This window comes from Pseudomonas sp. PDM15, assembly GCF_014851565.1.
Lineage (GTDB): Bacteria > Pseudomonadota > Gammaproteobacteria > Pseudomonadales > Pseudomonadaceae > Aquipseudomonas.
Window position 1 is genome coordinate 629,314 of sequence record NZ_JACVAA010000001.1, and the last position, 23,856, is coordinate 653,169.

24 protein-coding genes, 1 tRNA gene and 1 pseudogene are annotated in these 23,856 nt (G+C 65.4%); 14 read left to right on the forward strand and 12 right to left on the reverse strand.

The genetic code is table 11. The features are described from left to right. Positions 1-38 precede the first annotated feature (38 nt). The 9 genes from IB232_RS03090 to IB232_RS03130 are packed head-to-tail and all read left to right on the forward strand — an operon-like array spanning position 39 to position 7,057. On the forward strand, positions 39-716 hold the full coding sequence (locus IB232_RS03090) for a thermostable hemolysin (protein ID WP_192397094.1): 678 nt from the start codon (positions 39-41) through the stop codon (positions 714-716). Further along, positions 706-2,169, forward strand: coding sequence for an AMP-binding protein (locus IB232_RS03095; protein ID WP_192397095.1), 1,464 nt, complete (start codon positions 706-708; stop codon positions 2,167-2,169). Before IB232_RS03090 ends, IB232_RS03095 begins: the two co-directional genes overlap by 11 nt. 9 nt (positions 2,170-2,178) lie before the next feature. Next, positions 2,179-2,859, forward strand: a complete 681-nt coding sequence (locus tag IB232_RS03100) for a TenA family transcriptional regulator (RefSeq protein ID WP_192397096.1) — start codon at positions 2,179-2,181, stop codon at positions 2,857-2,859. Beyond that, positions 2,846-3,643: an SDR family oxidoreductase gene (locus IB232_RS03105; RefSeq protein WP_192397097.1), complete on the forward strand. Its 798-nt coding sequence runs from the start codon at positions 2,846-2,848 to the stop codon at positions 3,641-3,643. The genes IB232_RS03100 and IB232_RS03105 overlap by 14 nt, the downstream gene beginning before the upstream one ends. Next, positions 3,640-4,284: a tetratricopeptide repeat protein gene (locus IB232_RS03110; RefSeq protein WP_192397098.1), complete on the forward strand. Its 645-nt coding sequence runs from the start codon at positions 3,640-3,642 to the stop codon at positions 4,282-4,284. Before IB232_RS03105 ends, IB232_RS03110 begins: the two co-directional genes overlap by 4 nt. A gap of 9 nt (positions 4,285-4,293) precedes the next feature. Then, entirely contained in the window at positions 4,294-4,956 is a 663-nt protein-coding gene (locus tag IB232_RS03115) for a response regulator (protein ID WP_192397099.1), read from the forward strand. Further along, on the forward strand, positions 4,953-6,320 hold the full coding sequence (locus tag IB232_RS03120; protein ID WP_192397100.1) for an ATP-binding protein: 1,368 nt from the start codon (positions 4,953-4,955) through the stop codon (positions 6,318-6,320). The genes IB232_RS03115 and IB232_RS03120 overlap by 4 nt, the downstream gene beginning before the upstream one ends. 44 nt (positions 6,321-6,364) lie before the next feature. Beyond that, positions 6,365-6,664 carry a DUF5629 family protein gene (locus IB232_RS03125; RefSeq protein ID WP_192397101.1) on the forward strand — a complete coding sequence of 100 codons (300 nt, stop codon included), beginning with the start codon at positions 6,365-6,367 and terminating at the stop codon, positions 6,662-6,664. 3 nt (positions 6,665-6,667) lie between these two features. After that, positions 6,668-7,057 carry a DUF488 domain-containing protein gene (locus IB232_RS03130; RefSeq protein ID WP_192397102.1) on the forward strand — a complete coding sequence of 130 codons (390 nt, stop codon included), beginning with the start codon at positions 6,668-6,670 and terminating at the stop codon, positions 7,055-7,057. Here IB232_RS03130 and IB232_RS03135 read toward each other — a convergent pair. From IB232_RS03135 to IB232_RS03165, 7 genes are all read right to left on the reverse strand, one after another. Beyond that, positions 7,054-7,407, reverse strand: a complete 354-nt coding sequence (locus tag IB232_RS03135; RefSeq protein ID WP_192397103.1) for a hypothetical protein — start codon at positions 7,405-7,407, stop codon at positions 7,054-7,056. The genes IB232_RS03130 and IB232_RS03135 overlap by 4 nt on opposite strands. Positions 7,408-7,575: 168 nt before the next feature. Beyond that, positions 7,576-8,787 (reverse strand): serine/threonine transporter SstT, encoded by a 1,212-nt coding sequence (sstT, locus tag IB232_RS03140; RefSeq protein ID WP_192397104.1) that lies wholly within the window; start codon positions 8,785-8,787, stop codon positions 7,576-7,578. 202 nt (positions 8,788-8,989) lie between these two features. After that, positions 8,990-9,691 carry an ABC transporter ATP-binding protein gene (locus IB232_RS03145; RefSeq protein ID WP_137972503.1) on the reverse strand — a complete coding sequence of 234 codons (702 nt, stop codon included), beginning with the start codon at positions 9,689-9,691 and terminating at the stop codon, positions 8,990-8,992. Positions 9,692-9,693: 2 nt separating this feature from the next. Then, positions 9,694-10,461 (reverse strand): high-affinity branched-chain amino acid ABC transporter ATP-binding protein LivG, encoded by a 768-nt coding sequence (gene livG / locus IB232_RS03150; RefSeq protein ID WP_137972504.1) that lies wholly within the window; start codon positions 10,459-10,461, stop codon positions 9,694-9,696. Further along, entirely contained in the window at positions 10,458-11,714 is a 1,257-nt protein-coding gene (locus tag IB232_RS03155) for a high-affinity branched-chain amino acid ABC transporter permease LivM (RefSeq protein ID WP_192397266.1), read from the reverse strand. Before IB232_RS03155 ends, livG begins: the two co-directional genes overlap by 4 nt. Further along, a complete protein-coding gene (gene livH / locus IB232_RS03160) occupies positions 11,714-12,637 on the reverse strand; it encodes a high-affinity branched-chain amino acid ABC transporter permease LivH (protein WP_137972506.1) in 924 nt (307 codons plus the stop codon). The genes IB232_RS03155 and livH overlap by 1 nt, the downstream gene beginning before the upstream one ends. 117 nt (positions 12,638-12,754) lie before the next feature. Continuing rightward, a complete protein-coding gene (locus IB232_RS03165; RefSeq protein ID WP_192397105.1) occupies positions 12,755-13,876 on the reverse strand; it encodes a branched-chain amino acid ABC transporter substrate-binding protein in 1,122 nt (373 codons plus the stop codon). 325 nt (positions 13,877-14,201) lie between these two features. Between IB232_RS03165 and IB232_RS03170 the strand changes: the two genes are divergently transcribed. Beyond that, positions 14,202-14,519, forward strand: coding sequence for a DUF2288 domain-containing protein (locus tag IB232_RS03170; protein ID WP_192397106.1), 318 nt, complete (start codon positions 14,202-14,204; stop codon positions 14,517-14,519). A 67-nt stretch (positions 14,520-14,586) separates the two neighbouring features. Beyond that, positions 14,587-14,946, forward strand: coding sequence for a DUF5064 family protein (locus IB232_RS03175; protein ID WP_192397107.1), 360 nt, complete (start codon positions 14,587-14,589; stop codon positions 14,944-14,946). Positions 14,947-15,090: 144 nt separating this feature from the next. Here IB232_RS03175 and IB232_RS03180 read toward each other — a convergent pair. Beyond that, positions 15,091-15,166, reverse strand: a tRNA-Asn gene (locus IB232_RS03180). Between the two features lie 68 nt (positions 15,167-15,234). Beyond that, positions 15,235-16,431, reverse strand: coding sequence for an amino acid aminotransferase (locus tag IB232_RS03185; protein ID WP_192397108.1), 1,197 nt, complete (start codon positions 16,429-16,431; stop codon positions 15,235-15,237). A gap of 187 nt (positions 16,432-16,618) precedes the next feature. Between IB232_RS03185 and uvrB the strand changes: the two genes are divergently transcribed. Further along, on the forward strand, positions 16,619-18,634 hold the full coding sequence (gene uvrB, locus IB232_RS03190) for an excinuclease ABC subunit UvrB (RefSeq protein ID WP_192397109.1): 2,016 nt from the start codon (positions 16,619-16,621) through the stop codon (positions 18,632-18,634). A 126-nt stretch (positions 18,635-18,760) separates the two neighbouring features. Then, positions 18,761-19,225, forward strand: a pseudogene (locus IB232_RS03195) (REP-associated tyrosine transposase). An 88-nt stretch (positions 19,226-19,313) separates the two neighbouring features. Here IB232_RS03195 and IB232_RS03200 read toward each other — a convergent pair. Genes IB232_RS03200 through IB232_RS03210 form a run of 3 tightly spaced genes read right to left on the reverse strand, consistent with a single transcriptional unit; the run spans position 19,314 to position 22,820 of the window. Then, complete coding sequence (locus IB232_RS03200) at positions 19,314-20,207, reverse strand: EamA family transporter (RefSeq protein WP_192397110.1); 894 nt, start codon at positions 20,205-20,207, stop codon at positions 19,314-19,316. Positions 20,208-20,230: 23 nt separating this feature from the next. Next, positions 20,231-21,721 carry an MDR family MFS transporter gene (locus IB232_RS03205; protein ID WP_192397267.1) on the reverse strand — a complete coding sequence of 497 codons (1,491 nt, stop codon included), beginning with the start codon at positions 21,719-21,721 and terminating at the stop codon, positions 20,231-20,233. Positions 21,722-21,770: 49 nt separating this feature from the next. After that, positions 21,771-22,820: an HlyD family secretion protein gene (locus tag IB232_RS03210; protein WP_192397111.1), complete on the reverse strand. Its 1,050-nt coding sequence runs from the start codon at positions 22,818-22,820 to the stop codon at positions 21,771-21,773. Positions 22,821-22,926: 106 nt separating this feature from the next. On the opposite strand from IB232_RS03210, the gene IB232_RS03215 reads away from it, so the two are divergent. After that, a complete protein-coding gene (locus IB232_RS03215; protein WP_192397112.1) occupies positions 22,927-23,841 on the forward strand; it encodes a LysR family transcriptional regulator in 915 nt (304 codons plus the stop codon). Positions 23,842-23,856 lie beyond the last annotated feature (15 nt).

The window sequence follows — 23,856 nt, forward strand, 5'->3', positions numbered from 1 at the left end:
CGATACTCCCCCTCAAGGCAAACCAGAGGGGGAGTGCCATGGGTCATTCCGATTGGAACACCAGTTTTCCGCTGCCGCTCGGCAGCGAGTCCGAGCGTAGCGCCAGCCTGTGGCTGGCGCGGGCCGAGAGCACACAGCGGCAGGCTTTCGAACAGTTCATCCGCCAGCGCTTCGATGAGACGCACGGCGCGCGGATCAGCAGCTTCATGCCCGATCTGTTCGGCCTGCACGATGCCGAGCAACGACTGAGCGCCGTGTGCGGCGCGCGCCTGGCCGTCGAGCAGCCGCTGTTCCTCGAGCAGTACCTGGCCGCGCCGGTCGAGCAGACCGTCGCCCGGCTGGCGGAGCGCCAGGTGGTGCGCGACGAGATAGTCGAAGTCGGCAACCTGGCGTCGGTCAGCGCCGGCAGCGCGCGCATGATCATCGTCATCATGACCTGCCTGCTGGCCCGGCGCGGCCTGCAGTGGGTGGTGTTCACCGGTGCCGCGTCGCTGATCAACAGTTTCCATCGCCTTGGGCTGGAGCCGCTGCGTCTGTGCTCGGCCGATCCGGCCGTGCTGGGCGAGCAGCGCTATGACTGGGGCCATTACTTCGAGCAGCGCCCGCAGGTGTTCGCCGGCAGCATCCAGCTGGGCTATCGCCAGCTCTGCGAGCGCGGCATTCCGCAGCGCCTGGGGCTGCACTCGGCCTGTGCGGAGGCGCCCCATGCAGCCTGATCCCCTGTTCGCTGCGCTGCAGCACCACGCCGCGCAATGCCCAACCGCCCTGGCGCTGAGCGACAGCCAACGTCAGGTCGATTACGCCCAGCTGTGGCTGGCGGTGGAAGCCCGCGCGGCGCAGTTGCGCGCCCTGCAGGTGCCGCTGCTGGTCCTGGCCCTGAACAACGGCTGCGATGCGCTGATCTGGGACCTGGCGGCGCTGCGCGCCGGCGTGGCCTGCCTGATCCTGCCGCCGTTCTTCAGCCCGTCGCAGCGCGCCCACTGCCTGGAGCAGAGCGGCGCCACCCTGGCACTGGCCGAAGGGCCGTTCGCCGAGGAACTGGCACATCTGGGCTTTGGCGCCGCCGACGAGTTCTGGCGCCGTGACAGCGCGCCGGCCGGCCTGCCGCTGCCCGCCGGCACGGCGAAGATCACCTACACCTCCGGCACCACCGGCGCGCCCAAGGGCGTGTGCCTGAGTGCCGAGGCCATGCTGCGGGTCGCTGCCGAACTGGAGCTGGTCAGCCGCGAGTGCGCGCCGCAGCGCTACATGGCGGTACTGCCGCTGGCCGTGCTGCTGGAAAACCTCGGTCTGTATGCCGCGCTGATTGCCGGCGCCACCCTGCATCTGCCCACCCAGCAGGAGCTGGGCATGAGCGTCGCCGGCTCCGTCGAGTGGCCGAAGCTGTTCGGGCAGATGGTCCGGCGCGGCTGCCAGAGCCTGATCCTGGTGCCGCAGCTGCTGTTCGGTCTGGTGGTGGCAGTGGAGCGCGGCTTCGTCCCGGCAGCCGGCTTCCGCTTTATCGCCGTCGGTGGCGCACGGGTTTCGCCGGAGCTGCTGGAGCGGGCGCAACGCGCCGGCCTGCCGGTGTTCGAGGGCTACGGCCTATCGGAATGCGCCAGCGTGGTCTGCCTCAACCGTCCCGGCGCCCAGCGCCCCGGCACGGTCGGGCGGCCGCTGCCGCATGTGCAGGTGCGCCTGGCCGAGGATGGCGAAGTGCTGGTCGCCGGTTCGACCCTGCTCGGCTATCTCGGTGACGAGCCCTTTGCTGGGCAGTGGTGTCCCACCGGCGATATCGGCGAGTTCGATGCCGACGGCTACCTGAGCCTGCGCGGCCGCAAGAAGCACCAGTTCGTCACCAGCTTCGGCCGCAACGTCAACCCCGAGTGGGTCGAGGCCGAGCTGACCCAGGGCGGCGTGCTGACGCAGGCCTTCGTCTATGGCGAAAGCCTGCCGAGCAACGTCGCGCTGCTCTGGCCGCTGGACCCGCACTGCGCCGATGCGGCCATCGAGGCCGCCGTACAGAAGGCCAACGCCGGCCTGCCGGATTACGCCCGAGTCGGGCACTGGGTGCGCCTGGATACACCGTTCAGCCCCGCCAACGGTTTGCTCACGGCCAATGGCCGACCTAAACGCGACGCGATCCTGGCGCGCTACCGCGAACACTTTTCCGAACCCGTCAATGCCTGAGGTATCCCCATGAATTTCTTCGATCAACTGCAGGAAACCACCCGCGAGGAACGCGAAGCGCTTTACGCCGTGCCGGTGATCCGTGAGGCGCTGGCGGGCCAGGTCGGCCTGGAAGGCTATGTCGCCTTCCTGACCCAGGCCTACTACCACGTGCGCCACACCGTGCCGCTGATGATGGCCTGCGGTGCACGCCTGCCGTCCTCGTTGGAATGGCTGCGCAAGGCGGTGTGCGAATACATCGACGAGGAGTACGGCCACGAGCAGTGGATCCTCAACGACGTCGCCGCCTGCGGTGGCGACGCCGAGGCCGTGCGCCTGGGCCAGCCGAGCCAGGCCATCGAGCTGATGGTCAGCTATCTGTACGACACCATCGCCCGTGGCAACCCGGTCGGCTTGTTCGGCATGGTCAACGTGCTCGAGGGCACCAGCATCGCCCTGGCCACCCAGGCCGCCGGCACCATCCAGCAACGCCTGGCGCTGCCGCCGCAGGCCTTCAGCTACCTGACCTCGCATGGCGCCCTGGACATCGGCCACATGCAGCATTACCGCGAGCTGATGAACCGCCTGGAGCGCGACGAGGACAAGGCGACGGTCATCCACGTCAGCAAGGTGGTCTATCGCCTGTACGCCGATATGTTCCGTGGCCTGCCGCGCACGGTGCAGAACGAGGTGCAGCATGCGCTTGCCTGAGTGCCGCGCGGTGCTCACCGGGGCCAGCGGCGGTATCGGCCTGGCCCTGGCTGAGCGGCTCTGCGCCGGCGGCGCGCAGCTGATCGCGGTGACCCGCCAGGACGGGGCGCTGAGCGAGCTGCGCCAGCGTTATCCGAAGCAGGTGCTGGTGGTGGCGGCCGATCTCGGCAGTGCCAGCGGCCGCCAGGCGGTGGTGGATGCCGCGCGCGCGCTCGGCGGCGTCAACCTGCTGATCAACGCGGCCGGGGTCAACCGTTTCGCCCTGCTGGAGCAACTGGATGACCAGGCCGTGGCCGAGCTGCTGGGCATCAACCTGGTCGCCACCATCCAGCTGACCCGCGCCATGCTGCCGCTGCTGCGTCAGCAGCGCCAGGCGCTGCTGGTCAACGTTGGCTCCATCTATGGCTCCATCGGCTACCCCGGCTATGCCACCTACTGCGCCAGCAAGTTCGCCCTGCGCGGTTTCTCCGAGGCGTTGCGCCGGGAGATGGCCGACACCGGCATCGGTGTGCTCTACGTGGCGCCGCGCGCCACCCGCACCTCGATGAACAGTGCGCAGGCGGTGGCCCTGAACAGCGCTCTGAAGGTGGCCATGGACCCGCCGGAGAGTGTCGCCGACGCGGTACTGCGCGCCATCGAACTGGACCACAGCGAGCTCTACCTGGGCTGGCCGGAAAAATTCTTCGTGCGCCTCAACGGCCTGCTGCCAGGCCTGGTGGACAAGGCGCTGCGCAAGCAGCTGCCGCTGATTCGTCAATTCACTCACAAGGAAATGCGTCTATGAAACGCCTGCTGACCCTGATGCTCGCAGCCGCGCTGAGCTTGCCCGTCTGGGCCCTCGACGAAGCGGGGCAGGCGCGCCTGCGCACGGTGCAGACACGCTGGACCGAGATCCAGTACCAGTTGCCCGAGGCCCAGCGCGAGGCCGCTCTGGAGAAACTCGCGGCCGACAGCGCCGCCTTCACCCGCGAACAGCCGCAGGCGGCCGAGGCCTGGATCTGGCACGGCATCGTTACCAGCAGCTGGGCCGGCGCCCAGGGCGGGCTCGGCGCGCTGGGCAAGGCCAAGGATGCCAAGGCCTATCTGGAGAAGGCCATCGTCCTCGACCCGGGCGCGCTGCAGGGTTCGGCCTACACCAGCCTGGGCACGCTGTATGACCGCGTGCCGGGCTGGCCCATCGGCTTCGGCGACGAGGACAAGGCCGACGAGCTGCTGCGCCAGGCCCTCAAGGTCAATCCCGAGGGCATCGACAGTCTTTACTTCTGGGGTGACCATCTGCTGCGCCAGGGGCATTATGCCGAGGCCAAGGCGGCACTGGAGAAAGCCAGGCAGGCCGCGCCGCGGCCGGGACGCGAGTTGGCCGACAGCGGCCGGAAGGGCGAGATCGACCAGTTGCTGCTGGAAGTGAACAAGAAGCTCAATTGAGGAGGCGGGATGCGCTTGCTGCTGGTCGAGGACGACAACGCGCTGGGCGAAGGATTGCGCCTGGGGCTGCGCCAGGAAGGCTACACGGTGGACTGGCTGCAGGACGGCGCCAGTGCACTGCACGCCCTGCTCAGCGAGGACTTCGACCTGCTGGTGCTGGACCTCGGCCTGCCGCGCATGAGCGGCCTGCAGGTGCTACGCGAGCTGCGCCGAAGCGGTTCGGCGCTGCCGGTGCTGATCCTCACGGCACGCGATGCCACCGAGGACCGCATCGCCGGGCTGGATGCCGGCGCCGACGATTACCTGGTCAAACCCTTCGATCTCGATGAGCTCAAGGCCCGCCTGCGTGCGCTGCTGCGCCGCAGCTCCGGGCGCGCCGAGCTGCGCATCGAACACGCCGGGGTCAGCCTCGACCCGTCCAGTCAGCAGGTCAGCTATCAGGGTAAGCCGGTGCCGATGACGCCCAAGGAGTACCTGCTGCTGCACGAGCTGCTGTCGCAGCCGGGCAAGGTACTGACCCGTGAGCGCCTTGCCCAGCTGCTTTACGGCTGGGACGAGGAGGCCGAGAGCAACACCCTGGAAGTGCACATTCACCACCTGCGCAAAAAGCTGTTCAGCGGCCTGATCCGCACCGTACGCGGCGTCGGCTACCTGGTCGAGGAGCAGTCATGAGCTCGATGCGCCGCCGCACCCTGGCCCTGGTGCTGGGTTTGATGCTGCTGGGCACGCTGGCGATGACCCTGTTCAACTACTTCGACAGCGCCCACGAGATCGAGGAAATCTACGATGCCCAGCTGGCGCACAGTGCGCGCCTGCTGCAGGGGCTGATGCGCACGCCGGTGCGTGAGGAAGAGCGCGCCGGCCTGTACCGGGCTTTCAACGAGGCGCTGGCGCAGGCCGGGCAGCGCAGCAAGCCCGGTCATCCCTACGAGAGCAAGCTGGCCTTCCAGGTGTGGAATGGCGCCGGTCAGCTGCTGGTGCGCAGTGCTGGCGCGCCGCAACTCCAGCCGCCCACGGCCGAGGGCTTTGCCACCCTCGACCTGGGCACGCACAAATGGCGTGGTTTCCTGCTGCGCGACACTGCCCACGGGCTGCTGATCTGGACCGGCGAGCGTGACGACGTGCTCCGCGAGCTGGTGACCAGCATCGTGCGCCATACCCTCTATCCCACGCTGCTCGGCAGCCTGCTGCTCGCCGCGCTGCTGTGGTGGGCGATCGGCTGGGGGCTGGCGCCGCTGCGCAACATGGCTGAGGTGATTCGTGCCCGGAATGCCGACTCGCTGCAGCCGCTGCAGCTCGAACCGCTGCCCAGCGAGCTGGCGCCCATGCAGGCGGCGCTAAACCGGTTGTTAGGGCAGATCGAGGAGCTGCTGGGGCGCGAGCGCCGCTTCATCGCCGATGCCGCCCACGAGCTGCGCACGCCGCTGGCGGTGCTGCGCGTGCACGTGCAGAACGCCACCCAGGCGCGCGACGAGGCGGAGCGCCAGCAATCGCTGGGCTACCTGCTCGGCGGCATCGACCGCGCCACCCGGGTGGTCAACCAGCTGCTCACCCTGGCACGCATGGAGCCGCTGATCGAGCGCGGCGAGATGGCCCAGGTCGATGTGCTGGCGCTGGTGCGCGAGACCCTGGCCGAGCTGACCCCCTGGGTGCTCAAGCAGGGCCTGGAGCTGGACCTGGAGGCCGGGGAGGACGACTACCACCTGAATGCCGACCCCGGCAGCCTGGGCATCGCCCTGCAGAACCTGGTGACCAACGCGGTCAATCATTCGCCGGCCGGCGGCAGGCTGCATGTGCGCCTGACCGCCGATGCGCAGCGCCTGCTGCTGCAGGTTGAGGACCAGGGGCCCGGCATCCCCGCCGAGGATCTCGAGCGGGTCTTCGAGCGTTTCTACAGCCGCGGCACGGTTCAGGGCGCCGGGCTGGGGCTAGCGATCGTGCAGAGCATCGCCCGCCGGCATGCCGGCCAGATCCGCCTGCGCAACCTCGACAGCGGTGGCCTGCAGGCCAGCCTGGAACTGCCACGCAGCGCCTGAAGTATCATGTGCGCTTTGTCGACCGGGAAAGCGAGATAAGCGAGATGAGTGAGACCACCAGCCTGCTGCACGAACTGGAACAGGCCGACATGCTGCTAATCGATGGCCTGCACGCCTGGCAGTTCGAGCTGGACGAGCAGGGCCAGCTGAGCGTCGAGTGCATGGACGGCCGCACCCGTCGCCTCTGGCGCTTTAGCGCCGCCGCCGTGACCGCCGCCCGCCCTGGTGCCGCCCCGGATGCCTGGCATATCGAGGATGCCGAGGGCGCGCACGAGCTGGTCTGCCTGGGCGCCATCAGCGCCGACAATGATGATCAGGACGATGACCCGGACCAGGTGGACTAAGCGATGATTCGCTGCAAGCGCGTTTACGAAGCAATCGACGCCGCCGATGGCGAGCGAGTGCTGGTCGACCGCCTGTGGCCGCGTGGCTGCAAGAAGGAGAGCCTGGGCCTGAGCGCCTGGCTCAAGGATGTGGCCCCGTCGGACAGTCTGCGCAAGAGCTTCTGCCACGATCCCGCGCTGTTCGACGAATTTCGCCTGCTCTATCGCGGCGAGCTGGCGGCCCATCCCGAGCACTGGCAGGGCCTGCTGGCGATGGCGGAGCGCGGCACCCTGACCCTGCTGTTTGCCACGCGCGAAGAACGCTTCAACAACGCCCGTGTGCTGGCCGAGTTCCTCGAAGAAGAGTTGGAACGGCGCGGGCCGTCCAGCTCGCCGGTGTGCTACGCCGACTAGAAGACGCCGGAGTCGTTGCACACCAGTTCGTCGTTCTCGGAGATCGCGTAGCAGATCATTTCCTCGTCCTTGAACGGCAACCGCAGCGCATAGCCCGGCTTGCCGTTGACCAGCGTGCCCAGCTTGTCTTCGCTCGGGGTGATGTTCACCCTGTTGCCGTTATCCCACACCCACTCGCTGTGGAAGTACTGGTCGGTGGCCGCGCACGTGGTCACGGCGCATTCGCCCTGGCCCTTCAGCTCGCCCTGCTTGTAGTAATAACAGGTGCCACGACCCTCGCCGCAGCCGGCGTGGGCTGCGCCGCTCAGCATCAGGGTGGCGAGCACCAGTGTGCGTTTCAATCCCGCCATGATCGTCTTCCTTGTGTTGTTGCAGTGTTGGCCGGGGCGAGTAGAGCACAGCCACGGACTGCATGGGCTGCTCGCCGTCATGTTTGAGAGGGCGTCTCCGTACGCGGTCCGTTCACGAGCAAAGAAAAAACCGCCTCTTGGGCGGCTTTTTCTGCGCAGCGGAGTGGCTCAGTCCTTGTCCCGCGCCATGCAGGCGGCGCCGGTGAACAGCACGTCGGTGGAGGAGTTCAGCGCGGTTTCGGCGCTGTCCTGCAGGATGCCGATGATGAAGCCGATGGCCACCACCTGCATGGCGACTTCGTTGGGGATGCCGAACAGGCTGCAGGCCAGCGGGATCAGCAGCAGCGAGCCGCCGGCCACACCCGAGGCGCCGCAGGCGCAGATGGCCGAGACCACGCAGAGCAGGATGGCGGTGGGCAGGTCGACCTGGATGCCCAGAGTGTGCGCTGCGGCCAAGGTCAGTACGCTGATGGTGATGGCGGCGCCGGCCATGTTGATGGTGGCGCCCAGCGGGATCGATACCGAGTAGGTGTCTTCGTGCAGGCCCAGGCGCTCGGCCAGCTGCAGGTTGACCGGTACGTTGGCCGCCGAGCTGCGGGTGAAGAAGGCGGTGATGCCGCTTTCGCGCAGGCAGGTGAATACCAGTGGATAGGGGTTGCGGCGGATCTGGCTGAACACGATCAGCGGATTGACCACCAGGGCGACGAACAGCATGCAGCCGATCAGTACGGCGAGCAGTTGGGCGTAGCCGATCAGGGCCTTGAGGCCGGCATCGGCGAAGGTGGTGGCGACCAGGCCGAACACGCCGAGCGGGGCGAAGCGGATTACTACCTTGACGATCAGCGACACGCCGTTGGCCAGGTCGGCGAACACCGCACGGGTGGTGTCGCTGCCGTGGCGTATGGCGATGCCGATACCGATGGCCCAGGCCAGGATGCCGATGAAGTTGCCCTTGAGCAGGGCGTTGACCGGGTTGTCGACCATGCTCAGCACCAGGCTCTTGAGTACCTCGGCGATGCCGCCGGGCGGCGTGGTGCCGGTGGCGGCTTCATGCAACACCAGTGTCGAGGGCCACAGGCTGCTGGCGATCACCGCGACGATGGCGGCGGCCAGGGTGCCGACCAGGTATAGGACCAGGATCGGGCGAATGTGCGTCGGCTGGCCAGGCTTGTGGTTGGCGATTGCTGAAGCCACCAGGATGAACACCAGTATCGGTGCCACAGCCTTCAGCGCGGAGATGAACAGGCTGCCGAGGAAGCCGACCTCATCGGTGGTCTGAGGGGCGAGGAGGGCGAGGGCGATACCGGCGGCCAGGCCGATGGCGATCTGCAGGACCAGGCTGGTGCGCGTGATCAGTTGCAGCAGGGGACGATGGATCATGTTACGTTCCTGTGGTTCGGCAGCTCCACCGGTGGGCGTGGCTGCGGTACGGCCGCATGGCCGTGGTCCGGAGGCCCGCCGGGTCGCGTCGGGCGCAGAAAAAAGGGGGCGATTTTATAGTGGCGTCGAGCGCTTGTGCGGCCTTCTGTCGGTACAAATGAAAACGGCCCACGAGGGGCCGTTTCCATTCGAGCCATCGACATCAGCCGCCGAGGTAGGCGTCTCGCACTTTCGGGTCGACCAGCAAGTCGGCACCGGTGCCTTGCATGACGATGCGTCCGTTTTCCAGCACGTAGGCGCGGTCGGCCAACTTGAGCGCCTGGTTGGCGTTCTGCTCGACCAGGAACACGGTCACACCATCCTTACGCAGCTGTTCGATGATGTCGAAGATCTGCTGGATGATGATCGGCGCCAGGCCCAGGGAAGGCTCGTCGAGCAGCAGCAGCTTGGGCTTGCTCATCAGCGCGCGGCCGATGGCGAGCATCTGCTGTTCGCCGCCGGACATGGTGCCGGCGCGTTGCGCGAAGCGCTCTTTGAGGCGCGGGAATAGTTGCAGGACCTTGTCCAACTGCTCCTGATTGTCGCCCTTGCTGCCGAAGAATCCGCCCATGGCCAGGTTCTCCTCGACCGTCAGGCGGGCGAACACACGGCGGCCTTCCGGCACGACGGCAATGCTCTTGCGCATGATGTCGCAGGATTCCTGACCGACCAGCTCCTCACCCATGTAGCGGATGCTGCCGCTGGCCGCGCGCGGCGAGCCGCACAGGGTCATCAGCAGGGTCGACTTGCCGGCACCGTTGGCGCCGATCAGGGTGACGATCTCGCCTTGCTCGACATCGATGCTGACGTTGTGCAGGGCTTGGATCTTGCCGTAGAAGGTGGAGACGTTGTTGAAATTCAGCATGCTTACGCCTCCCCCAGATAGGCTTTGATCACGTCCGGGTTGTTGCGGATCTGCTCCGGTGTGCCGTCGGCCAGGGGAGTGCCCTGGTTGATCACATATATGTGGTCTGAGATGCTCATGACCAGGTGCATGTCGTGCTCGATCAGCAGCACGGTCACATCATGGTCGTTGCGCAGCATGCCGATCAGCTGTTTGAGATCCTCAGTTTCCTTGGGGTTGAGGCCGGCGGCCGGCTCGTCGAGCATGAGGATGCGCGGACGCGTCATCATGCAGCGGGCGATCTCCAGGCGGCGCTGCTGGCCGTAGGCGAGGGTGCCGGCCGGGCGGTTGGCCACGTCGGTGAGATTCACTTCTTCCAGCCAGTGCGCCGCATACTCCATGGCCGCCTTCTCGCTGCGGCGGAAGTTCGGGGTCTTCAGCAGGCCGGCGAGGAAGTTGGTGTTGAGGTGGCGGTGCTGGGCGACCAGCAGGTTCTCCACCGCGGTCATTTCCTTGAACAAGCGAACGTTCTGGAAAGTACGCACCACGCCCTTGTGGGCGATCTTGTGGCCCGGCAGGTGCTGGATCGGCTCGTCGTCGAGCAGGATCACGCCACCGGTGGGCTGGTAGAAGCCGGTCAGGCAGTTGAACACGGTGGTCTTGCCGGCGCCGTTCGGGCCGATCATCGAGACCACCTGCTTGGGTTGCACGGTCAGGGCGACATTGTTGACGGCCAGCAGGCCGCCGAAGCGCATGGTCAGCCCGCTGACTTCAAGAATCGGGCGGCTCATGGTTTCAACTCCAGGTGCGGGCGTTGCATGGGCAGCAGGCCCTGCGGACGCCAGATCATCATCAGCACCATCAGGGCGCCGAAGAACAACATGCGGTACTCGCTGAACTCACGCATCAGCTCGGGCATGAGGATCATCACCACGGCAGCGAGGATGATGCCCAGCTGCGAGCCCATGCCACCCAGCACAACGATGGCGAGGATGATCGCCGACTCGATGAAGGTGAAGGACTCCGGAGTCACCAGACCCTGGCGCGCGGCGAAGAAGCTGCCGGCGAAACCGGCGAAGCAGGCGCCCAGGGTGAAGGCGGAGAGCTTGATCACGGTCGGGTTCATGCCCAGCGCGCGGCAGGCGATCTCGTCCTCGCGCAGCGCTTCCCAGGCGCGGCCGATCGGCATGCGCAGCAGGCGGTTGATCACGAACAGGGTCAGCAGGACCAGCAGCAGGGCGATCAGGTAGAGGAAGATCACCTTGTTGATCGAGTTGTAGGCGACGCCGAAGAACTCGTGGAAGGTCTGCATGCCCTCGGCGGCGCGGCGCTCGAACGACAGGCCGAACAGGGTCGGTTTGTCGATGTTGCTGATGCCGTTGGGGCCGCCGGTCACTTCGGTCATGTTGCGCAGCAGGATGCGGATGATCTCGCCGAAACCGAGGGTGACGATGGCCAGATAGTCGCCGCGCAGGCGCAGCACCGGGAAGCCGAGGATGAAGCCGAAGAACGCCGCCATCAGGCCGGCGATCGGCAGGCAGATCCAGAAGCCCAGGCCATAGTAGTGCGACAGCAGCGCGTAGCTGTAGGCGCCCACGGCGTAGAAGCCGACGTAACCCAGGTCCAGCAGGCCGGCCAGGCCGACCACGATGTTCAGGCCGAGGCCGAGCATCACGTAGATCAGGATCAGGGTGGCGATGTCGACGGCGCCGCGGCTGCCGAAGAACGGCCAGGCCAGGGCGACCACGACCAGGCCGAGGATGATCCAGCGCTGGGTGGAGGGCAGGGTGAGGAAGTTGCTGGCCCCGGCCGGCAGCTTCGGCACGCTGGGCGCGCTGGCCCAGGCGGCGGAGAGACGGTCACGGAACAGCTGCCAGAAGAACATGAACACCGCCACGGCGGCGATGGTCCACAGCACGGCCGGGCTGGCGCCGTGCACTTCCAGCTTGATGCCGACGGTGGTCAGTTTCAGGCCGAGTACCGGGTAGGCTACTGCCAGCACCAACAGGGCGCTGAAGAAGGCGGTTTTGAGGTTCTTGGTCATCATACTTTCTCGACCTCCGGGCGGCCGAGGATACCGGTCGGACGGAACAGCAGCACCAGCACCAGGAGGCTGAAGGCCACCACGTCCTTGTACTGATCACCGAAGATGTCGGCGCCGAAGGCTTCGGCCACACCGAGCACCAGACCGCCGAGCATGGCGCCGGGGATGCTGCCGATACCACCGAGCACCGCGGCGGTGAACGCCTTGATGCCGGCGAGGAAGCCGATATGCGGATTGATCACCCCGTACTGCATGCCCAGCAGCACCGCGGCCACGGCGGCCAGGGTGGCGCCGATGACGAAGGTCAGGGCGATGATGTTGTTGGTGTTGATGCCCAGCAGGTTGGCCATCTTGATGTCCTCGGCACAGGCGCGGCAGGCGCGACCCAGGCGGGACTTGGAGATGAACATGGTGAGGCCGTACATCACCGCGATGGTGACGACGAAGATCAGCACCTGCATGTAGGAGATCACCACACCGTTCATGGTGCTCTCGCCGAACACGAAGTTGCCGGGGATCAGGTTGGGGATGGCCTTGTCTTTCGAATCCTGCGCGAGCAGTACTTCGTTCTGCAGGAAGATCGACATGCCGATGGCGGAGATCAGCGGGATCAGGCGGTTGCTGCCACGCAGCGGTCGATAGGCGACCCGTTCGATGCTGTAACCGTAGGCGCTGGCGACGATGATGCTGGCGGCGAAGGCGCCGATGATCAGCAGGGGGAGACTGTCGAGACCCAGCATGGTCAGCCCGGCGATGACGATGAAGGCTACGTACGAGCCAATCATGTACACCTCGCCGTGGGCGAAGTTGATCATGCCGATGATGCCGTAGACCATGGTGTAGCCGATGGCGATCAGGGCGTAGGTGCTGCCAACGGTCAGACCGTTAACCAGCTGTTGCAGATAATGGTAGAGCTCAGGCATTACCTAACTCCTCGGCACGGTCCGTGAAGCGGCGCTTGTGACGCGACGGATGGCCGGAAAACTCAATAAAACAAAGCCCACTGCTCGCGCAGTGGGCTTTGGGTTCAGGCGGGAAGCTTATTTGGCTTCGGTTTTGGTACCGTCCTGGTGCCACTCGTAAACAACGAAGCTGAAGTCCTTCAGGTCACCCTTGTCGTCGAAGCCCAGGGTGCCGGTCGGAGTCTCGAAGGTGTTGGCGCGCAGTGCGGCGGCAACCTTGGCAGTGTCGTCCTCGCCGGCTTTCTTGATGCCTTCGGCGATGACCTGCACGGCGGCGTAGGCCGGGAACACGAACGGGCCGCTCGGGTCCTGGTTCTTGGCCTTGAAGGCCTCGACCAGAGCCTGGTTCTTCGGATCCTGGTCGAAGGACTTCGGCAGGGTGACCAGCAGGCCTTCGGAAGCCGGGCCGGCGATGGCGGAGATCTCTTTGTTACCCACGCCTTCCGGACCCATGAACTTGACCTTCAGGCCTTTCTCGGAAGCCTGGCGCAGCAGCAGGCCCAGCTCCGGGTGGTAGCCGCCGTAGTAGACGAAGTCGACGTTGGCTTGCTTGAGCTTGGAGATCAGCGCGGAGAAGTCCTTGTCGCCGGCGTTGATGCCTTCGAACAGGGCAACCTTGGCGCCTTTGCCTTCCAGGGTCTGCTTGACCGCGGTGGCGATGCCTTCGCCGTACTGCTGCTTGTCGTGAACGACAGCAACGGCTTTCGGCTTGATGTGGTCGGCGATGAAGTTACCCGCGGTCGGGCCTTGCAGGCTGTCCAGACCGATGGTGCGGAAGACCAGTTGGTAGCCGCGAGCGGTGATGTCCGGGCTGGTGGAGGCCGCGGTAATCATCAGGATGCCTTCGTCTTCGTAGATGTCGGACGCCGGCTGAGTGGAGCTGGAGCACAGGTGACCAACGACGTATTTCACTTCGTCGTTGACGATTTTGTTGGCTACGGCAACGGCTTGTTTCGGATCGCAGGCGTCGTCGTATTTCACGCCTTCGAGCATCGCGCCGTTCACCCCGCCGGCCTTGTTGATCTGCTCGATGGCCATCTCGGCACCGATGAACTGCATTTCGCCGTACTGGGCGACGGCACCGGTCACCGGACCGGCCAGAGCGATCTTGATGGTGTCAGCAGCCATCGAATAGCTGGCAGCGCCGGCCAGGGCCATAGCGGCGAACAGCTTGGTAACTTGCTTGGTAGCCTGTTTCATAGTGCTCCACTCTTATGTGTTTATCGTTTTTGTAATCCATGCGGCCAAAAGCTGCAGGACCGGTAAAAGTACCCCGGTCACACCCCCCGGCAACTGTACCGGCACAGTGTAGAACTCTGTTTTGCGGCTTGAAAAGCGCACATGTGGAGGCGTGAAGGGCAGTGTCGCTTGGTTGAAATAAACGTACAGAATAACGGCGCGTCTTTCGGTGACTGGAAGATCCTTCTGCCGGTGTGAGGTCGGGTTTCGAGCTTGCCTGGCGAGGGACGGTCGTTATCATGGCGCCCGTCTTCCCCAACCGTGTGTTTTCTACACAGAGCAAGTCATGACAGAACAACCTAGCACCCTCTATGCCAAGCTGCTTGGCGAAACGGCCAAGATTTCCTGGCAGGAACTGCAACCCTTCTTTGCCCGCGGCCAACTGCTGTGGGTCGGTGTTGCCATGGACCTGGTGGAAGTCGCGCAGGCCGTGGCCGAGGATGATCGAGCCAAGGTCGCGGTATGGTTGCAGGCCGGGCAGATTGCCAAGGTCGAGGAGACGCTGGCGCAGGATTTCCTCGCGCGCGATCCGGAGCTGTGGGCCGTGGTGGTGTCACCTTGGGTACTGATTCAGGAGCGCGGCGCTGGTGCGTCAGTGCACTGATCGAGGGCCGTTGCGCTTGGCAAGGCCGGGTCTAGAATGAAGTCTTCGACCAGCAAGGAGAGGCATCATGTTCGAACCGGGGCATCTACATAGAGCCAGTCTGCCTGGCCAGATCGACTTTGCAGTGGACCTCTTCTACGAGGTCCGCCGCGATCCGAAGGAAGGGCCGATGATGCACTTCCGCATGGAAGGGCATATCGCCGGTAAGGCGTTCAAGGACGAGTTCGAGCTGCATCGCGATACCGCCTTCAACTTCGCCAGCGTGGCCACCCGCATCGCCGCCAAGCATGGTTTGCCGACCAATCACTCGCTGATCATGCGCGGCCATGACGAGTTCGACCGGATGTTCGAGGACATCCGCGACAAACTGGGCGCCAAGCCCGGGGAGTCGGTGGACTTCGACCATCTGGAGCGAGACGGCCTCTGATCCGCCACCAATAAAGAAGAAGCCCCGCCAATGCGGGGCTTCTTCTTTATACGGATACTTTGCTCAGGCCATGTGTGGGTAGAGCATGCTCTGAATCCTACCGGGCACAAAAAAGCCCCAGGCTTTCACCTGAGGCTTTGAATTTGGCTCCGCGACCTGGACTCGAACCAGGGACCCAATGATTAACAGTCATTTGCTCTACCGACTGAGCTATCGCGGAACAGCGGTGCGTATCCTACTGATTAAAAAGGGGAAGTCAACACCCGCAGGGCGACTTCCCGGTTTTCATCAGAGTACCTGGACGATGGCCTTGGTGACGGCATCCAGGTTGCTGCGGTTCAGCGCGGCAACGCAGATGCGGCCAGTGCTGACGGCGTAGATGCCGAATTCGCTGCGCAGGCGCTCTACCTGTTCGGCGGTCAGGCCGGAGTAGGAGAACATGCCGCGCTGGCGGGCGACGAAGGCGAAGTCGCGCTTGGCGCCCTGGGCGGCCAGTTGCTCGACCATGGCCAGGCGCATGTCGCGGATGCGCTGGCGCATCTCGCCAAGCTCCTGTTCCCACAAGGCGCGCAGCTCGGGGCTGTTGAGCACGCTGGCGACCACCGTGGCGCCGTGGGTCGGCGGGTTGGAGTAGTTGGTGCGGATCACGCGCTTGGCTTGCGACAGCACGCGGCCGGCTTCTTCCTTGCTGGCGGTGACGATGGACAGCGCACCGACCCGCTCGCCATACAGCGAGAAGGACTTGGAGAAGGAGCTGGAAACGAAGAACGGCAGGCCGGACTCGGCGAACAGGCGCACGGCGAAGGCGTCCTGGTCGATGCCCTCGCCGAAGCCCTGGTAGGCGATGTCGAGGAATGGCACGTGCTCGCGTTCGCGCAGAACTTCCAGTACCGCTTTCCAGTCATCCAGAGAGAGGTCGACGCCAGTCGGGTTGTGACAGCAGGCGTGCAGCACCACGACGGAGCGTGCCGGCAGGGCCTTGAGGTCTTCCAGCAGGCCAGCGCGGTTCACGCCGTTGGTGGCGGCGTCGTAGTAGCGATAGTTCTGCACCGGGAAGCCGGCGGACTCGAACAGCGCGCGGTGGTTCTCCCAGCTCGGATCGCTGATGGCGACCACGGCGTTGGGCAGCAGGCGCTTGAGGAAGTCGGCGCCGGTCTTCAGGGCGCCGGTACCGCCAACGGCCTGGGTGGTGACCACGCGGCCTTCTGCCAGCAGGGAGGAGTCCGCGCCGAACAGCAGTTTCTGCACGGCGCTGTCGTAGGCGGCGATGCCTTCGATCGGCAGGTAGCCGCGTGGTGCGTGAGCCTCGATGCGAGCCTTCTCGGCTTCGGCGACGGCGCGCAGCAGCGGAATTCGACCTTCCTCGTTGTAGTACACGCCTACACCCAGGTTGACCTTGGTGCTGCGGGTATCGGCATTGAAGGCTTCATTCAGGCCCAGGATCGGGTCGCGCGGCGCCATTTCGACGGCGGAGAACAGACTCATGATTGCGGCGGTCTCGGAGAGGAGAAGGTGGGAACCGGCAACACCCTGCACGGAAACGGGCTAGGGGTTGCATGAACGGGCCGCTATTATAGCGGCCCAGGTTGTGCGCGGCGACAGCGCCAGCGCGCATTCACAAGCTATGACGCCCGCGGTCGCGCCGCGTCACAGTGGCATCGTGAGGTCGACCATGTCGGAGTTTCAACTCGTCACCCGCTTCAAGCCCGCCGGCGACCAGCCGGAGGCCATCCGGCAGATGGTCGAGGGCCTGGAGGCCGGCCTGTCGCACCAGACCCTGCTGGGTGTTACCGGTTCGGGCAAGACCTTCAGTATCGCCAACGTGATTGCCAAGGTGCAGCGTCCGACCCTGGTGCTGGCGCCGAACAAGACCCTGGCCGCCCAGCTGTATGGCGAATTCAAGAGCTTCTTCCCAAACAACTCGGTCGAGTATTTCGTTTCCTACTACGACTACTACCAGCCGGAGGCCTACGTGCCGGCCTCCGATACCTTCATCGAGAAGGATTCCTCGATCAACGACCACATCGAGCAGATGCGCCTGTCGGCAACCAAGGCGCTGATCGAGCGGCCGGATGCGATCGTGGTGGCCACCGTTTCCTCCATCTACGGCCTGGGCAGCCCGGAGGAGTACCTGAAGATGGTTCTCCACCTGGACCGCGGCGACAAGATGGACCAGCGCGCACTGCTGCGCCGCCTGGCCGACCTGCAGTACACGCGCAACGACATGGACTTCGCCCGCGCCACCTTCCGCGTGCGCGGCGATGTGATCGACGTGTTCCCGGCCGAGTCGGACCTGGAGGCGATTCGCGTCGAGCTGTTCGACGACGAGGTGGAGAGCTTGTCGGCCTTCGATCCGTTGACCGGCGAGGTGATCAAAAAGCTGCCGCGCTTCACTTTCTATCCCAAGAGCCACTACGTGACCCCGCGCGAGACGCTGCTCGGCGCGGTGGAGAACATCAAGGCCGAGCTGAAGGAGCGCCTGGACTACCTGCGCAGCAACAACAAGCTGGTGGAGGCCCAGCGCCTGGAGCAGCGCACCCGCTTCGATCTGGAGATGATCCTCGAACTGGGTTACTGCAACGGCATCGAGAACTACTCCCGCTACCTCTCCGGCCGCGCCCCGGGCGAGCCGCCGCCTACCCTGTACGACTACCTGCCGCCGGAGTCGCTGCTGGTGATCGACGAGTCCCACGTCACCGTTCCGCAGATCGGCGCCATGTACAAGGGCGACCGCTCGCGCAAGGAAACCCTGGTGGAGTACGGCTTCCGCCTGCCTTCCGCGCTGGACAACCGGCCGATGCGCTTCGAGGAGTGGGAAGCGGCCAGCCCGCAGACCATCTTCGTCTCGGCCACGCCGGGCAACTACGAAGCCGAGCATGCCGGGCGGGTGATCGAGCAGGTGGTGCGACCCACCGGCCTGGTCGATCCGGAAGTGGAAGTACGCCCGGCGCGCACCCAGGTCGACGACCTGCTCTCGGAGATCCGCAAGCGCGTGGCTGCCGAGCAGCGCGTGCTGGTCACCACCCTGACCAAGCGCATGGCCGAGGACCTCACCGACTACCTGGCCGACCACGACGTCAAGGTGCGCTACCTGCACTCGGATATCGACACGGTGGAGCGGGTGGAAATCATCCGTGACCTGCGTACCGGCGCCTTCGATGTGCTGGTGGGCATCAACCTGCTGCGTGAAGGCCTGGACATGCCCGAGGTGTCGCTGGTGGCGATCCTCGATGCGGACAAGGAAGGCTTCCTGCGCAGTGAGCGTTCGCTGATCCAGACCATCGGCCGCGCCGCGCGCAACCTGCACGGCCGGGCGATTCTCTATGCTGACAACATGACCGGCTCGATGCAGCGGGCGATTGGCGAGACCGATCGGCGCCGCGAGAAGCAGCTGGCCTTCAACGCGGCTAATGGCATCGTGCCGAAAGGCGTGACCAAGGACATCAAGGACATCCTCGAAGGCGCCGTGGTTCCCGGCGCGCGCAGCAACAAGCGCAAGGCCGCGGCCAAGGCGGCGGAGGAGAGCGCCCGCTACGAGGCCGAGCTGCGCTCGCCGAGCGAGATCACCAAGCGCATCCGTCAGTTGGAAGAGAAGATGTACCAGCTGGCCCGCGACCTGGAGTTCGAGGCCGCCGCGCAGCTGCGTGACGAGATCCAGAAGCTGCGCGACCGCCTGCTGCAGGTCTGACCACATCCCAGTGGGAGCGACCTTGGTCGCGATTAGGTGCCGCTGAAGAGCATCGCAGCCAATCGGAGTGCCGCCCAGCCACTCCCGCAAGATGGTTCACAGCGGCATATATAGAGGAGGACAAGGATGTCCGTCACTCGCAAGCCTTCCAGCCATCGTCTGCGCCTCGGGCGCTACTCCGAGCCTGGTCGCATCTACCTGCTTACCACCAATACCTAAGAACGGCGCCCGCTATTCTCCGATGTTCATCTGGGTAGGCTGGTCGTTCGGGAAATGCGAGAGCTTCAGGCGCAGAGCATGGTTGAAACCCTGGCATGGGTGCTGATGCCAGATCACCTGCACTGGCTGGTGGAGTTGCAGAGTGTTGAATTGGGCGAATTGATGCGCCGGCTGAAGTCCGGCAGTTCGCGTGCAGTCAAGCGAGCGACTGAGCTGGAAGGGCCGGTCTGGCAATCTGGCTATCACGACCGCGCCTTGCGGCGAGATGAGGATCTTCTATCTGCCGCTCGTTACGTAGTAGCCAATCCATTGCGGGCCGGCTTGGTGAGTAGGCTGGGCGACTATCCACACTGGGATGCAGTTTGGTTGTGAGGGCCCGTTTTGTGTGGGAGCGACCTTGGTCGCGATTGGAGGCTGCTTAAAGAACATCGCGGCCAAGGCCGCTCCCACGGTGATGATGTTAGCGCCGGCCGAAGATGATCATCGACACCCCGGCCAGGATCGCCAGACAGGCCAGGCCGGCGGACAGGTCGAGGCGCTCGCCGAGGATCAGGTATCCCAGCAGCAGGGCTACCACCGGGTTGACGAAGGCGAAGGTCGACACCAGGCTCGGCTTCACTTCGCGCAGCAGCCAGAAGTAGGCCGGGTACACGCCCAGGCTCACCGGCAGCACCAGATAGGCCAGCCACAACCAGCCGGCGCCGCTCAGTTCGCCCAGTTGCAGCATCTGCCAGTCGCCATGCCAGAGGCCGAAGCCAGCTAGCATCAGGGCGCCTACCAGCATCTGCAGACCCAGGCCGGTGGCGGGAGAGCGCAGTGGCGGGCGCTGGCGCAGCCACCAGGCACCGACCGCCCAGAGCAGGGTGGCCAGCAGCACCAGGGCGCCGGAGAACCACTGCAGCAGACCGGCGCCTTCGCCCAGGCCTCCGCCCATCAACAGCACGATGCCGCCGCTGGCGATGGACAGGCCCAGCAGCACCCACAACGGCGGGCGTTCGTCGAGTAGCCATTCCAGGGCCACGCTCCACAGCGGCAGGGTGGTGTAGAGCATGGCCAGCATGCCAGTGGGCAGGTGCTGGTTGGCATAGATCAGCGCGCCCTGGCCGACGGCGATCAGCAGCAGGCCGCCGATCAGCGCGGCGCCCCAGTCGCTGCGCTGTACTTTCAGCCCACCTTGCAGCGCGACCCAGAGCAGCGCCAGCACGCCGGCCAGGCTGAAGCGCAGGGTGCCGATGATGAAGGGCGGCAGTTCGCGCAGCAGGAAATGGTTGGCCAGGTAGGTGGTGCCCCAGCCGATGTAGATGATGAAGAAGGCGCCGAGGAGCAGCAGCGAGCGGTAACGTGAAGCGGGCATGAATGGACCTGCGGGTGGCGAACTCAGTGAGCCGCGCCACCGGTGGCGCCGGCGGGCAGGGCGCGGGTCAGCAGCACGGCGAGCATGCTGATGGCCAGGGCCAGGCCGACGAAGTGGAAGGCGTCATTGTAGGCCATGATCGCGGCCTGCTGATGGGCGATCTCGCTGAGCTTGCCCAGTGCTGCCTGCGAGCTGCCGAGCTGCTCGGTGAGCAGGGCCAGGCGCTCGTCCACCTGCGGATTGCCCGGTACCAGGGCTTCGCGCAGGTAGTCGAAGTAGGTCTTGGCGCGGCTGTCGAGCAGGGTAGCGAGCAGGGCGATGCCGATGGCGCCGCCCAGATTGCGCAGGATATTGAACAGACTCGAGGCCGAGCCGGCGTCCTGCACCTGGATGTAGGCCGTGGCGATCAGCGAGATGGTCACCATCACAAATGGCTGGCCGATGGCGCGGATGATCTGGATCTGGTGGAACTGCTCGCCGGCAAAGTCCGGATTGAGGATACCGGAGGCGAAACTGGAGAGGCCGAACAGGGCGAAGCCGCCGGCGCACAGCAGCTTAGGCGTGATGATCTGCATCAGCTTCGGCACCAGCGGGATGATCAGCAGCTGTGGCAGGCCTGCCCACATGATCACTTCGCCGATCTGCAGGGCGTTGTAGTTGTGGATCTGCGCCAGGTACAGCGGCAGCAGATAGATCGAGCCGTAAAGGCCGACCCCCATGCCCAGGCCGGCGATGCTGGTGAGGCCGAAGTTGCGCTCGCCGAGAATGCGCAGGTTGATCAGCGGATTGGGCTTGGACAGCTGCAGGATGACGAACAGGATCATGCTGATGACGGCGACGGAGCCCAGGCCGACGATCAGATTCGATTCCAGCCAGTCCTTGCGGTGACCCTCTTCGAGAAACACCTGCAGGCAACCCAGGCCCATGGCCAGGGTGACGATGCCGGCGTAATCGGTGCTTTTCAGCAGCTGCCAGTCCGGTGCTTTCTTCTCCAGTCCGTACATCAGCCCGGCGATCATCAGCAGGCCGGGCGGCACGTTGATATAGAAGATGTATTCCCAGCCCCAGTTCTCCGTCAGCCAGCCGCCTAGAGTCGGGCCGATGGACGGGGCGAAGGTGGCGGTGATGGCGAACAGCGCCATGCCCTTGGCCCGGTGGTGCTCGGGCAGCTTGATCAGGGTCATGGTGAAGGCCAGGGGAATCAGTGCGCCGCCGGTGAAGCCCTGCAGGGCGCGGAACACGATCATGCTCTCCAGGTTCCAGGCGAAGGAGCACAGCAGCGAGGAGGCGAGGAAGCCCAGCGACACCCAAACCGCCAGGCGCCGCGCCGAGAGCAGCTGCACCAGCCAGGCGGTGAGCGGGATCATGATGATCTCGGCCACCAGGTAGGAAGTGGAGATCCACGAACCTTCCTCCAGGGTGGCCGACAGCGCGCCCTGGATGTCCTTCAGCGACGAGTTGGTGATCTGGATGTCCAGCACCGCCATGAAGGCGCCGAGCATGGCGCTCATCACTGCGATCCAATCGCGCCGGGTTGGTTCGCCGACCGGGCGCAGCAGCTCGTCAGCCGCCATGCTGGGCGTCGCTGGCGATGTCCACGTTCACTTCCACAGACATGCCGGGGCGGATCTTGCCGGCCAGCGGGTTGTCCGCGGCGAAGGTCAGCTTGACCGGGATGCGCTGCACCACCTTGGTGAAGTTGCCGGTGGCGTTGTCCGGCGGCAGCAGGCTGAACTGCGCGCCGGAGGCGGCAAACAGACTGTCGATGCGGCCTTCGATGGGTGTGTCGGGGTAGGCATCGAAGACCAGTTCGGCGTGTTGGCCGACCTGCATCTTGCCGATCTGGGTCTCCTTGAAGTTGGCCTGCACCCAGATGGCGTCGCTCGGCACGATCGACAGCAGATAGGCGCCGGCCTGCACCACCTGGCCCTTGCGCGCGGAGCGCTGGCCGATGGTGCCGCTGATCGGGGCGTGGATCTCGGTGCGGGTCAGGTTCAGTTCGGCCTGGGCGATCTCGGCCTTGGCGTTGGCGATCTGCGCCTGCAGGCGCTTGATATCGGCGTTCAGTGCATCAACCTGCTGGCGCTGGGCGCTGAGGTCGGCCTCGGCCTTGGACAGCTGCGAGCGCGCCACGCGGCTGTCGGCGGAAAGGGTGGTGACACGCTCCTCGGAGACATAGCCCGGCTTGCGCAGGGTTTGGGCACGGGACAGGTCGATCTGGGTGCGGCTGAGGTTGGCCTGGCCGGCGGCGACGTCGGCCTGGCTGGCGGCGATCAGACTGCTTTGCTGGCTCAGGCGGCTCTGGGCCTGGCTCAGCTCCGCCTCGCGAGTGGCCAGAGCGGCGCGGGCGCGCTCCAGAGCCAGCTGGAAGTCGGCAGCCTCGAGGGTCAGCAGCAGTTGGCCCTTCTCCACGTGCTGGTTGTCGGTCACCAGCACCTGCTCAATGCGTGCGCCCAACTGGCTGGAGACCCGGGTGATCTCGCCCTGCACATAGGCATTATCGGTGCTCTCGTGGAAGCGGCCGACCAGCAGCCAGTGGCCGAAGAGCGCCAGGGCGACAATAACGAGCAGGGCGACGAAGACGGAGAGACGGCGTTGCAATTGGGCAGGCATGAGCGGGCTCGAACGGCGGGGCGTAAGTGTAAGCAAATCTAACAGTGTTGCCGCCAAGGCTGTAGCCGGTAGAATTCGCAAACTTTGTTGCTTTTGGGGAACAATCGTGGGGCTCGATGACGCCTTGATCTTCACCCGCGTGGTGGAATGCCACAGCTTCACCCAGGCCGCGCAGAACCTGGGCATGCAGAAATCCACGGTGAGCCGGCGCATCGCCCTGCTCGAAGAGCGCCTCGGCGTGCGCCTGCTCAACCGCACCACGCGCAAGTTGCGCCTGACCGAAGTGGGGCAGGCCTACTACGAGCGCTGCCGGCAGATCATGCTCGACTTCGCCGAGGCCGAGCAGGCGGTGATGCAGCTGCAGCAGGAGCCTTCCGGCCTGCTGCGCATCACCGCGCCGATCGAGTTCGGTCAGCTGTTCCTAGGCGGCGTGCTCGGCCGCTTCATGCGCCAGTACCCGCAGATCAGTGCCGAGGTGGAGCTGACCTCGCGCGACGTCGATCCGCTGGAGGAGGGCGTCGACATCGCCATCCAGGTCGGTCAGCCGCGCGATTCCACGCTGATCGCGCGCAAGCTGCTGGAGAGCCCGCGGCGCCTGTGCGCCAGCCCCGAATATCTGGCCCAGCACGGCGCGCCGCGGAGCATCCACGAGCTGGCGGGGCACCGCGCCATCCTCCTGCCGCAGGACTCGCCGCGCTACTGGCCGCTGGTCGGCGAGCAGGTGCAGTGCCAGCGGGTGCTGTCGTGCAACAACATCACCCTGGCGCGCGAGGCAGCGCTAGCCGGTGCCGGCATCTCCGGGCTGCCAGTGATGATCTCCGAGGAGGCGTTGCGCAGCGGGCGCCTGGTGGAGCTATTGCCCGATGCCCGGCTGCCGATTGGCGAGCTGTACGCCGTATACCCGTCGCGGCGCTTCCAGGCGATGAAGGTCAAGACCTTCCTTGATTTCCTCATGGCAAGCCTGCCGCAGGCCGGTCTGCTGGAGCCGGTGGCGGCCGGCCTGCTAACATCGCGCCCTTGATCCATCTTCCCCGTT